Origin of the sequence: Shewanella jiangmenensis (assembly GCF_018596335.1) — a bacterium.
GTDB lineage: Bacteria > Pseudomonadota > Gammaproteobacteria > Enterobacterales > Shewanellaceae > Shewanella > Shewanella jiangmenensis.
Genome location: NZ_JAHEPS010000005.1, coordinates 128,705 through 141,443, shown reverse-complemented (window position 1 = coordinate 141,443; position 12,739 = coordinate 128,705). Strand labels below are relative to the sequence as shown.

Here is a 12,739-nt window from a genome sequence, read left to right as displayed (position 1 = left end):
ATTATTCTCCATGGCCGGGCGTCTGGAAGCGTGCCGGGACGGATGCGGGCGACTCAATAAACTCGCCAAGCTTGCCGAGTTTTTCACTGTGGCAGATTGCAAGCAGCGGCAGCCATAGCCCGCAGGCCTCGGCGACAAAGCCTGCGTTTAAAAAGTCTGCCGGAAACTCAAACAGTCGGCTGTTATGGGGTTCGTTGCTTTCACCAAAGCCCTGACCATCCTCCCAAAGCTCGGCGAGGCGCGGCAACAGCGCCTCTTTCATTGCCACGCTGAGGCTGCTTGCATCTGCGTCGAGACTGGCATTTGCGTCGAAACTGGCATTTGGGTCGACACTGGCATTTGGGGCGACACTGCCATCTGCATCCAAATGGGCATCGCCGCCGATATAGGCTTCTGCTACGCCAAGTGCCATGGCCGGAATAAGCCTTGATGGGCGACTCAGCGCGCGGTGGTAAATACCGGTAAGATGCGCAAGGAGCGCAACAGCGGTCGGCTCAGGCACAGGCGCCATGGCATGGAAGTGGCCCACATCCAGAAGGAAGCTGTAACTGCCGTGCCCCGAGGCGCAAAGGCACAGGTGGCGAAGATAAAGCGCCAGTATGTCCTTGGCCTTGGCGGTGCCGGGGCGGGTAACCAGCAGCCCTTTGGGGAAAATATTATCAAGTTTACCCACTATCACAGCGCCGCCAGGCAGGGGGATGGAAAGCCTTAAGGTTTTTGGCTCATGTCCTGCCATCAAAAAGCGGCTGCGCTCAAGCACCGGCGCCAAATCGCGGCAATAGCCCTTGTAGGTGAGTGCATCGAAAGGCGCCATCGGCAATATGCCTTCGCCGCCAAGGCGCTCACCGAGGGCATCAAGCACCATGGGCTCAGCCTTTTCATCGGCGCCAAGGGCGCGGTTCATCATCTCAAGCTGCACTTGATAACGCTCGAGTGCGTCAAGCTCAAAGGGCTCGGCATCGTCGAGGGCATCGAGGCGCAGCGACAGATCAAGCAGCAATCGCCGCTGGCAGAAAAATCGCGCCGGCTCGCGGAAAAAGCGAATAAGGGTGCCAAGCTCAAGCTCTTCTATGTTGTTGCCTGTGTTTGCGGTGGCCATGTTTACTGCCATGGCGCTGGCGGTCTCGACGGGTTCAAGCTCGCCATCGACAAAGGGACGCGCTGGCTCAGACTTAGCCGGACACCACTGGGCGGCAAAGCTTTGCCCGATTGAATCGCTTGGGCTGAAAAGCCTCGGGTCAAATGGCTGCAGCGGCTGCTGGCGGATAAGCCTGCTTTGCAGCGTGCGTTCGCCTTGCTGGGCTTTATTCTGTTTGGCTTCATTACGCTCGGATTCGGTTCCGGCAGCGACTGTCTCATCAAGCCCAGGCAAGCAGGCGCTGAGTTCGCAGCAATCCAGCAGTTCGCTTACCAGAATAGAGGGAGGCCGCTCGCTGTCGTCACGCTCGCTGCGGCCAATAAAGCTGATGTAAAGCTGCTGCCTTGCCGACAGCAGCGCTTCCAAAAACAGGTAGCGGTCATCGAGTCGCCGTGAGCGGTCGCCGCGCCGGGCGCCGGTGCGCGCCATCAAGTCAAAACCCACCGGATGCTGCACCCTCGGATAGACGCCATCGTTCATCCCAAGCAGGCACACCAGCCTGAACGGAATAGAGCGCATCGGCATCAGGGTACAGAAGTTAACTGAGCCGGCAAGGAAGCGCTGTCCCACCCGCGACTCAGTCAGTTTGGCACTTAAATGGGACTTGAATACCGCAAGCGGCAGATTATCAAGGCTGCCTGCTGTACTTAACATCTCGCGGGTTTGGGTAAGAAGCTCTCGGATATGGGTGAGGTCATCGAGGCTGTCGTCACCGGCGACAAACAGGGTATCGAGCAGGGCAAACAGGCGCTCAAACTTGTCAGCCGGGGTTTCGGCTTCACGGAAATTGCGGCTGAAATTATCAAGCACCTCAATAAAATCAAGCAGCTTGCCGACGCACTGCGCCTGCGCGCCTTCAACACCGGAAAGCGGCAGTGTGTGCTGATAAAAATCCGCATCATCGCCAAGCGCGTAGCCCAGTAAAATACGGCGAATGCCAAATGCCCAGGAGTGCTTGTCAAAGGCAGGCAGGCCCATGGCCTCACGGCTGTCTGCGTCGCGGCCCCAGCGCACGCCGGACTGCTCAAGCCAGACCGTGAGGCGCGAAAGTTCCTCCTCGGTCAGCTTAAAGCGTGTCAGCACCGCCGGGACTTCCAGCAGGCTTAAAATTTCGGTCAGACCAAAGCGGCTGTCGTCAATGTCCAGCAGTGTCAAAAAGGCATGCACCAATGGCGATTCGTCGGCGGCGCCCCGGTCGGCAATGGCATAAGGGATATAATGCTCGCCGCGCTTGGAGGCAAACACCGCATCGATAAAGGGCGCGTAGGCGGCGACATCCGGCAGCATCACTACGATATCCCGGGGCGAGAGCGCGCCTTCGCTTTCTGTCAGCATCGCCAGCAGATGGTCGTGCAGGGTTTCGACTTCCCTAAGCGCGCTGTGGCAGCTGTGAATGACCAGGCTCTGGTCATCATCACGAAGCAGCAATTTGCCTTCCTGCTGCTGATAGCGGCTCAAGGTGGCGCAAAGGGGCGTGCCTGCCACCTGCATATCGAGGATATCGGCCTGCAGCGTGCCAAGCAGGGTATCAGCGGCAACGCTTGCATATTCTGAGTCGTCAATGTCCAGATGCTGTTCCGGCAGTGTCAGCACCAAGTCCAACAGCTCGCGGCCCATTTTGCCGTTGGCAGCAAGCAGCGGATTACCTACCTCGAGGGTTTCTTCCCAGTGGGCGGGTAGCATTTTGTCCTGGGTGTAGCGCAGCGCAAGCTTGGCGCGCTGGCGCGGGTCGAGAATATCGCCCCAATACTGGCGGCAGGGGCTCAGACTTAACATGGTCACTTCAATGCGCCCGCCAAGGGCATGCAGCACATCCAGGGTTTGCGGCGGCAGTGACGAAATCCCAAACACAAACAGGCGTGACGGAATGGCCGTAAGCGAGGTATTCGGGTCGTTAAGTGCAGTTATCAGCGCCTGGTGTAAATTGGCGCGGTGCCAGTGGCTTAGGCCGAGCCGGTCGCGGTTATAGCTGACCAGAGCGCGCCAGAGTATGGGTTGCCAGCGGCAGTTGTCATCCACAGGCGTGGCATTGAATGGCAGCTCAGGCAAATAGGGCTGCTGCGCTGCTATGTCTTCGCCTTGCTCCCAGGCGAGGATCCAGTCGGGGCGGTACACCAGATACTGGTCAAAAATGTCGGCGATGCGGCCGGCAAGCTGGAAGCGTTTCAGGGCTGAGTCGGTGCTGAGGTAGTCTCTCAGCGGTCCAAAGGCCTCGCCGTTAATCACCTCGGGCAGCAGCGCCAAAAGCTTCCAGGTCATGGCTTCTTTGGTGAAGGCGTTTTCCTTGGGGACGCCCGGAATAAGCGCGTAACACAGGGACCAGATAAAGTTCGACGGCAGCGGAAATTCGAGCGCGGCGGCAATGCCGTTATGACGGGCAATTTCAAGCTTAAGCCAGCTTGCCATCCCCGGGCTTTGCACCAGCACATGTTCACGGGCGAGGGCAAAGCGGCTCCCTTGTGCAAGCTCGGCGGCAAGGCGGCGGGCGAGGCGCTCCATCTGGTTGGACTGAACGAGTGTGAACATGGCATCCCTTGGGTGTTAACTGCTGACGCTGGTGCGCTGATTTACCACTGCGTTGCCAGGCCAAGCGTGATAAATCATGCGCGGTCCATGGCACGCATAAGATTTTCGCAATGATCACGTCTTTGCAATGATAAGGTCCGGGCCGAGCGGCAATCTAGCGGCAATCGATCGGCAAAAAAGTCATTCTATGTTACTGATTTGGCTCATTCAACCGTGACTGGCGCTTGCTGTGGGTTCAGGCTCTGTGACTTTGGCCTGATTGCCGATAATGCGAACAAGTCGGCGGCTTTGGCGCATAAGGTCGGCAGGCTCAGGGCCTGCGCCCCGATAACGGGCCGCTTCAAAGGCATCGGCAAAATCAAGCAGCATCGCCGAAATTGCCGGAAGGCTTCTCGCCGCGCGGCTAAGGTAATCCCTCGGGCCTTCGCTGATGGCGCGCGCTATACCGCGCTTGCCAAGGGCTTTCTCGACCCGGTTGAAGGCGCGGATAGGCAGCGGCAAAGGCGTCGGAAGCTTTAGAAGGCCCGCCTGCCAGGCAATCAGAAGCAGTAAAGCAAAGCCGGCTATAAGCACAGTCACAATAAAGCGCGTATCGCCGACGCTGCCAAGCAGGCGCTTGAGTAGCTGCTCCTGACGGTTATCATCAAAGCCAAGCACCCACAGACTCCAGTAATAATCGATACTGGCAAGGCGCATCCGAAGCTCATTCAGCCAGGGAATGCCCTTTAGCCGATGGGCGCTCAGATAGTTGCCATCAAGGTAAGCTTCGCTGGCATCAAAGGTGGCATCAAAGCCATCGAGAATGCGGGATGGCGCAATTTGCGCGGTGGGGTCCAGCCGAACCCAGCCTTTGCCTTCAAGCCACACCTCGGTCCAGGCGTGGGCCATATACTGATAAACGCTGAGGTACCCTGCGTCGCGGTTGTACTCACCACCCTGATAACCTGTAACCATGCGCGCCGGAATGCCACCTGCGCGGGCCATAAAGGTGAGCGCCGAGGCATAGTGCACACAAAAGCCGCGTTTGTTATCCAGCAGAAAATCATCAATCTGGTGCCTGCCGACCGGCGGCGGTGTCAGGGTGTAGAAGTAAGCGTCCTGATTAAAGCGTGCCATCAGCGCGCCAAGATAGGCCTCGGCGCCCGGGTTTTGCTGCTTGAGCTCCTTGGCGAGTGCGAGCGTACGCGGGTTTGAGTCCTCTGGAAGAGTGAGATTCACCCGGCGGCTCAGCGCCGGTAAATTCAGATCCATAGGCGCGTCGTAGCGGCCAAGCCGGTATTGCATCCGGCCATCGAGCGGCCTTAACGCCAGCAGGCGCTGATCCGGCAGGTTAACAACACTTTTGGCGTCTGAGTAGGCCACATCCAGCCCAAACAGCCAGCGCTGGCCACTTGGCTCGGCAATCACCTCGTAGCTGTCGGTTGGCTCGCCTGATGGGCGGCGGCTACTGCCAAGGCTGAAGGCCTGCTTTTCATACTCGCGGATAAACTCGCTCTGGCGCCAGATGGCGCCGTCGTAATCTTCCAGCACCAGCGCGCGCCAATAAAGATTGGCGTTGGCAGGCACAGCGCCATCGAAGCGGGCTCGAAAGGCGAGCGCATCGGAGCGGGTGAGCTTTTCCACATCGCCAAAACCGACCTCGTCACTAAGGCCCGTGGTGGACGATTTAAGATGAGGCACCACCCACAAAGGCGGAAGCCTTGGCAGCACCAAAAACAGCAGCAGCGCCAGCGGCAGGCTTTGCGCCACCAACTTAATGGCAAACATGGCCGAGCCTGCAGCCTTTTGGCGATAGAGTGACAGCAGCGCCAGAGTATTGAGGCCAAACACGCCGATGGCATAGGCCATGGCGCCTATGCCCTGATTGTCGAGCAGATTGAGCGACAGCAAAAAGTAGCCGGCAAGGATCACCGCCCGCACATCCCTTTTACCGAGCATTTCGATGGTTTTGAGCGAATAGCCGAGAATAAGCAAATTGATAAGCGCATTGAGTACGCCCATCTCGCGGCCAACCAGCATCAGGGTGATGGCAGAGGCAAGCCCGAGCGCGGTCACCAAAAGCCTTGGCGGCCTCGCCACCTTGCCAAAGAAAATACCGGCGCGCCACACCAGACAAATGGCGCTGATCCCAAGCGCCCATGGCGTGGTTTTTTCGGCAAGCGGCACCACCAGCGCAAGGTGGACCAGCAGCAGCCACAGCAGCGTCTGACGGCTGATGATTTCATCTGTGATAGCGGGGCCGACGAGGCATTTCAGTCGTTGCAGCAAGGCCATGATTACAGTCCCCGTCAGCGGCGCGCGCTGAAGCGCTGGATAAGTTCAGGTGGGGCGCCAACGCAGGCGATGGCAATCTGGCACTCGATGCGGTGCGCTTCGCCAAGGGATGGCGCAATCTTTAGCCCCGGCAGCGACAGGCCAAAGATTTGCTGACGCGCCGACAGCTCGTCCACCCAAAAAGAGAGCACCGACAGCCCGTGCTCTCTTTCACTTACACTGTCAGATGGCAGGCTTAGCCAGCGCGGCGCGCCCTGAGGCTCGGCAAAGTCTTTTGACAGCATGCCGCGCCCCTGGGCCAATTGCTTCCAGGCGACCTGCTTGAGTGACTCGCCGGGAATGTAGCTCTTAAGCCCCTGATATTCATCCACGCCCGGGATCCAGGCTCCCAGGTCATGCTGCGCTTTATCCTCATCCAGACGCACCAGTGGCAGCGGCGCCTCTATGGGGCTTGCAAATACCGGATGGCAAATATCCAAATCAACCCAGGTCCAGGTGCGCATTAGCCCAAGGGGATAGGATGACTGTACTTTAAGCCTGCCTGGGTTAAAGAGGCCCCGCTTGGGCGCGGTAACGGGAATCAATACATCGGTTGGTCCGGGCGTGACCGCCGCCGAGCAGGGCGGCATGGCGGCAAATTCAAGGCTCAGCTGGTGGACATCCCGTTTGGCCGACAGACGCACCGGCACCGGCAGTGTGCTGCCGGCATACACAGTCGGCAATGTCAGGCGCTGCAAACTCAGGCCCTCGAGGTTTCGATAGCTGTACAGAATGCAGGTGACAAACAGGCTGCTCATCAGCAGCGCTATGCCAAGAATGAGGTTGTTCTGGTAATTGGTGGCGAGCAAAAACAGCAGCGCCACCAGCAATAACCACACTAACCCAAAGGTGCTGGGCAGGATGAAAATACCTTTGTGGCTAAGGGTTTGCTCACGCGCAGGCGGCAAGCGCTTGGCAAGGAAAGGTTCAAGCTTGATGCCGAATCGGCTCACGTCGTTGCCCTCAGCGGCGTTATCAGCGAATGGGATTGACGGTCGAGAGCACCCGCTCGGCAAGGCTTTGTCCCTGCTGACGGCTGCTGCCCGGCAACCTGTGCTGCGCCACGCTGACAAATACCGCCTGAATGTCTTCCGGTACCACAAAGCGGCGCCCGCTGAGATACGCCCAGGCGCGGGCGGCGGCAAGCAGCGCCTTGGATGCACGCGGCGACAGGCCGTAACCTTCACCGAGCAGCCGGGTTTCTTCTACCAGCGCCAGCAGGTAGCCAAGCACCGCATCGGAGGCGCTGACGTTGTCTATCTCGGCCTGAAGCCTGGCAAGCTCAGACGGGCTGATACACTGGGGCAGTGGGGCGGCTGGGCTGTCACCCTTGCCCTGCAGCATCATCAACTCCGCCTCGCGGGAGGGATAACCCAGAGAAATCCGCATCATAAAGCGGTCAAGCTGGGATTCGGGCAGCGGGAAGGTGCCGGACTGCTCTGTGGGGTTTTGGGTGGCAATCACGAAAAAGGGCCGTGGCAGCGGGTGAGTTTGGCCATCAACTGTGATTTGCCCCTCGGCCATGGCTTCCAGCAGCGCGCTTTGGGTTTTGGGGCTGGCGCGGTTGATTTCATCGGCCAAAATGGTTTGGTGATACAAGGGCCCCGGATGAAATACAAACTGATTCAGCGATTTATCGTAAATGGAAACGCCTATGATGTCGGCGGGCAGCATGTCGCTGGTAAATTGAATGCGTTGGTACGACAGCCCGAGGCTTTTGGCCATGGCCTGACTGATGCTGGTTTTGCCCATGCCGGGCAGATCTTCAATCAGTAAATGGCCGCGGGCGAGCACACAGGCGAGGGCGAGGCGGATTTGCTGCGGTTTGCCAAGCAGTACCCGCTCAAGCTGGGCGGTCAGGTTGGCAATGTCGTTGCTGGCCGGGGCGCTGCCGCTAACCGAACTGCCGGAAACGCCGCTGCTGTTAACCGAGCTGTTTTTAATCAAGCTGTCCTGCATCCTTGATTTCCTTTCAGGGTACGGCACGTTGAAGCATGCCTGTGATTGTTATTTTAAGGCTCTGCTTACTATGCGAAATTTTACCGCTTTATGCCAGCGCGGCGGGGACTTGTACGGACTTGTGATACGTGTACGGCCTTGTGATGAGACTTTGTACCCATCAGCGGCCGGCGTAAAGCTGCACCTGTGCGCGCTACAACAAAGGGTTTGAGCCATTAAGGCTCTTGTTGCGAGGGCTTCAGTTGCTCAGGCCTCAGTTGGTCAGTTTTCAGCTACTCAGGATCTCAATTGAGCGCGCGCTTAATGCATGGCGCTCGCTTGCGTGTATAAATGCCGGTCTGAACAAAAATCCCTGCGCCATGTCGATACCAAGCTCCCGCGCACTCTGGCGCTGCGCCTCGGTCTCTATGCCTTCAATCACCGTGGGCTTGCCACTTGCGCGGGCAAACTGAATAAGGGCTTGCAGGAGTGCGCAGCAATGTGGCTCGTGAAGCTCGCTTAGCCAATGCCTGTCGAATTTAATCCAGTCAACGGCGGCGAGTAACTCAAGCGACAGCATCGCATGGGGCGCGCCCAAATCATCAAGGGCCACGGCAATGCGGCGCGTCTTAAGCTCGCGGGCAAGCTTTGAGGCCATAATGGCATCGCTGATACAGGTGTTCTCAATCAGCTCAACCACCAACGCTGGGTGCGCTTCAAGCTTTGGCAGTAACGCGCTCAGCATGGGTTTATCAAGGCTGTGGGGGTCAAGATTGACGAAAAGCCCAAACCCGGGCGGCGCGGCGGCAAGCTGCAGGCACTTGGCGGCGTATTCGGTTTGCGACAGGGCGTGCGGGCATTGGTGCAGCGCTTCAAACACCAGATTGGGGGCAATGGCTTGCTGCTCGTGGTCATAAAAGCGGGCCAGCGCCTCATAGGCCTTAATAGCACCGGTTTGCAGACACACTATGGGTTGGTATTCGCAGCTTAAACTCACCGCGCTCAGGGAGGACATGGGTTACCAGTGGTATGGGTGTTTTGAATTGATAATTATTATCATCTTTTGTGCGGCTGCAACCTTTGTTTGAACGGCGGCGGGGTAAAAGGTGCTGACTGGTTCAAAACTGAGCAGGGGGCCTTTTGGCCCCCTGTTATTTTGCTACTACGGCTTCATGTCTGGCGGTGTTCAGTCAATGCTGCCTGATTAACAAGGCCGGCTGCCGCTATAGCCCAGGTAATTTACCACTTAAGCGACGTTGCGACCTAAGTGACCTTGCCACCTAACTGATCTTACGGCCAGCCGTTGTCGCCAATGTCAGTATTTGAAGTGACGTTCGGCGTCTGAAAACAGCGGCTTGTTGATGCCCTGACGCTGCTCGTAAATCACCCGGTAGCTCAGCACCGCCTGCACATATTCACGGGTCTCTTTAAAGGGAATGGACTCGATAAAGGCCATTACATCCAGTTTGCCGCCGCTGCGGGCAAGCCAGGCATTAACCCGCGATGGACCGGCGTTGTATGCGGCGGTGGCGAGCACCCGGTTATTGTTGTAGCGCTTAAGAAGCCCGGCGTAATAGGCGCTGCCGATGCGGATATTAAAGGCGGGGTCGAGCAGGGCATCTTCACTTGTGTATTTAAGGCCAAGGTTTTTGGCGGTCTGCTTGGCTGTGGCGGGCATGACCTGCATTAAGCCCAGGGCGCCCACGGGTGATTTAACCTTGGGATTAAAGGCGCTTTCACGGCGGGCGATGGAGCGCAGCTCTTCTTTATTCAGCTGATGACTCTGGGCGGCCTTGGTGAATCCCTTTTCTTCCGCGAAGGGGAAGCGCATGGACAAATCGTCCCAGAATTTGGCCTGAATGGAGGTATCGACCGCATAGAGATACATGTTTTTGCTTTCGACCCAGCGGCCATAGGCGGTTTGCACAGCAGGCTCGTGACGCGACAGCAGGTTGAACCATTCGATGCGGGCCTGATTGGGCCTATCGAGCGCGAGTAATTCTTTAAAGCGGTTAAAGCCATCGTCTTTGGCAAGCTGCTTTTCATCAAAGCTGTCAGCAAGGCGAATGTCTTTCAGTGTGGGTTTAATCCCAAGCTCATCAGAGAGATGGAAAGCGTAAAAGTTGCGGTCGGCGGCGAGGGTTTTATTAATGGCAGCTGCGCTCGCTTTATCTTTGGCGATGCGCGCCTGCCAGTATTGCCAGCGCTCCTTGGCTGCGGTTTCAGCGCTAAGCAGCGGCAAATAGCGCTCGAAGCTTGCGCTGTCGCCATCGCGAATGGCCCAGCGCAGTCTAAGCTCGGTCAAATCGTCTGATTTAAGTGACGCGAGATGTTTGTCAGCGTAGCTTTGCAGGGTTTCTTCCTGACGTGACAGGATTCGACGGATCATAAATGCATGTAACGAAGATGCCTGCGACTTGGTAAAGCGTCCGGCCTTTTCGTACTTTTCCATCAGCTTAACCGCTTCGAGCAGATCTTTGCGGGCCAGCGCCTTAAGGGCAATCGCCACCATGTCACCCACCACAGGTGCCTTGGCTTTAAAGCGCTCGGTGTGGCGTACTGTGCGTGGGTCTTTGTAAAGCGTCATGAATTTCTGCGCTTCTTTGGGGTGGCTGGTCACCTTTTGGGCAAGGAAACTCAAGAGCTGCTCTTCGCCTGCTTCATAGGCCAAAAACATCCGGCTCCAGATCACCTCCTGGGTGCGGCCGCCGCTTTTAATCCAGGCGGCAAACAGCGGATCGCATTCTTCCGGCCGTGAGCTGCCATGTACCCACAGGCGGCGTGCGCCTTCGAGACCCAGCTTTTTATCACCCTGTTTGAGTTTGGCCAGATAGTAGTAACACTGCAGCACAGTATCTTTTGGCAGCTCCGGAGTGAGGTAGAGAAAATCATTCCAGCGCTCTTTTTTACCGGCGTTGAGTAAGTAGCGGTGGCGGGCCGAGAGCTCAAGCGGCGAGTCTTTAAAGGCCTTGATAGAGCCGAGCGCCGATGGCGCATCCTGATGCAGTATGTCATCGATACTGGCATTGAAATCAAGGTAAAGGCTCAATGGGTAGTCTGACAGCGATTTTCTAAGGCGCTGATATTCGTCCATCTTGCCGGCTTTAAGGGCGGCTTCGGCTTTTAAAAAACGATCCCTGTCTTTATTGATGTCTGCCTGGGCAGGGGAGCAAAAAATCAGTGCCGACAGCAAGCAGCCACTGTACAACTTCTTAAGCATGTAAATCCTCCGAACGACCCGATGAGCCGTTGGCCTGACCAAGGGAATGAGCACCTGAACTGTGCGATGAAATGGACGCTGGTTTTGGCAATGCGGTTGCTTCTGGCTCTGATGTTGCTTCGTCATGGCTGTCATCCATGGCCATATCCAGCAGCTGCCGGTCGAGCTGTTTGCTTGCATCGACACCGAGCTGGTGCATCTGATGCGCCTGTCGAATTAGGTTGCCCTTGCCGGTGGACAACTTGCCCATGGCCGTTTGAAAGCTCTTCTGCGCGCCATCGAGGGTACGGCCAAGCTTGTCCATGTCTTCAACAAAGCCGCACAGCTTGTCATAAATCCGCCCGGCGGCGGTGGCGATGCGTCTTGCGTTCTGATCCTGATACTCATAACGCCAGATATTGTGAATGGTACGCAGCGCCACCAACAGGTTGGTCGGGCTTGCCAGCATGATGTTGTGCTCAAGGGCATAGTTTACCAGTGTCGGGTCCTGCTCCAGCGCCAGCAAAAATGCAGGCTCCACCGGCACAAACATCAGCACATAATCCAGGCTCTTTAAGCCATAGAGGCGGTGATAGTCTTTTTGTGACAACAGCTTGATATGGCTTCTGAGCGACTGCACGTGCTCTTTGAGGGCAATGGCCTTATCGGCATCGTTGTCGGCATTGAAATAACGCTCATAGGCGGTAAGGGACATTTTGGCATCGATAACCACGTCCTTGTCGCCTGGCAGATGCACAACCACATCGGGCTTGAACTTTTGGCCTGACTCGGATTTAAGCTCCTGCTGGGTATGGTATTCATGGCCTTCGCGCAGGCCGCTTTCAGTTAATACCCGCTCAAGAATCACTTCGCCCCAGTTGCCCTGTGCCTTGTTATCGCCCTTAAGCGCGTTGGTCAGGTTAATGGCATCCTGGCTCATCTTAAGGTTGACTGCGGCCAGTTGCTCGAGCTGATGCTTAAGGCTGCTGCGCTCGGCCTGCTCAAGTGAGTAGGATTCACTGACTTGCTTTCTAAAGCCGTCGATTTGCTGCTTGAGTGGGCCGATGACGGAATCAAGCTGTAGTAAATTAGAGCCTTTTAGCTGCTCGGCCTTTTGTTCAAAAATTTTGTTGGCAAGATTTTCAAACTGTTGATTCAGGCGCTGCTCGGCGGTTTCAAGCAGTTTAAGTTTTTCTTCAAATGCGGTGCGCTCCGCCTCAAAGCGGGCCTGCTGGCTTTGGTGCATCGCCAGTGCCTTGGCGGTGTCGAGCTTTGCTTCCATCAGCGCGCGGTGATTGTCGCTAACCGATTGCTCAAGGGCTGGGATCCGCGCCGCTTCACTGCGGGCTTCGCCGTATTTCTGGCTGACATCTTCAAGGCGGGTTTGCAGGAAGGTGAGTTTATCTTCCCGATCATCAATTTGCAGTCTGGCTTCTTCGAGCTGTTGCTCAAGATTGGCCACAAGCTGCTGATGCTCCCGGATGCGCATCTCATCCAGACTTTCCCAGCGTCTGCGGGTGAGAATTTGGTTGATTAAGGCGCCAATCATCAAAAACAACAAGGCCACGGCGGCGATGGCAATCCACTGAGGAACGGAAAAAAGCGTAAGCGGTGACATGACTATC

7 protein-coding genes are annotated in these 12,739 nt (G+C 56.9%); all 7 read right to left on the bottom strand.

The annotated features are described in order from the left end of the window. Position 1: 1 nt before the first annotated feature. Positions 2-3,664 (bottom strand): exodeoxyribonuclease V subunit gamma, encoded by a 3,663-nt coding sequence (gene recC / locus KJI95_RS13595; protein ID WP_214507747.1) that lies wholly within the window; start codon positions 3,662-3,664, stop codon positions 2-4. Between the two features lie 207 nt (positions 3,665-3,871). After that, the gene (locus KJI95_RS13590) at positions 3,872-5,938 is read right to left on the bottom strand and encodes a transglutaminase TgpA family protein (protein WP_214507746.1); all 2,067 of its coding nucleotides are present in this window, start codon (positions 5,936-5,938) and stop codon (positions 3,872-3,874) included. Positions 5,939-5,952: 14 nt separating this feature from the next. Continuing rightward, the gene (locus KJI95_RS13585; protein WP_214507745.1) at positions 5,953-6,930 is read right to left on the bottom strand and encodes a DUF58 domain-containing protein; all 978 of its coding nucleotides are present in this window, start codon (positions 6,928-6,930) and stop codon (positions 5,953-5,955) included. Between the two features lie 22 nt (positions 6,931-6,952). Next, positions 6,953-7,936: an AAA family ATPase gene (locus KJI95_RS13580; protein ID WP_214507744.1), complete on the bottom strand. Its 984-nt coding sequence runs from the start codon at positions 7,934-7,936 to the stop codon at positions 6,953-6,955. Between the two features lie 268 nt (positions 7,937-8,204). Further along, complete coding sequence (locus tag KJI95_RS13575) at positions 8,205-8,930, bottom strand: EAL domain-containing protein (protein WP_214507743.1); 726 nt, start codon at positions 8,928-8,930, stop codon at positions 8,205-8,207. A gap of 300 nt (positions 8,931-9,230) precedes the next feature. Next, complete coding sequence (locus KJI95_RS13570) at positions 9,231-11,135, bottom strand: transglycosylase SLT domain-containing protein (protein ID WP_214507742.1); 1,905 nt, start codon at positions 11,133-11,135, stop codon at positions 9,231-9,233. Continuing rightward, a complete protein-coding gene (rmuC, locus tag KJI95_RS13565) occupies positions 11,128-12,732 on the bottom strand; it encodes a DNA recombination protein RmuC (RefSeq protein WP_214507741.1) in 1,605 nt (534 codons plus the stop codon). The genes KJI95_RS13570 and rmuC overlap by 8 nt, the downstream gene beginning before the upstream one ends. Between the last annotated feature and the right edge of the window lie 7 nt (positions 12,733-12,739).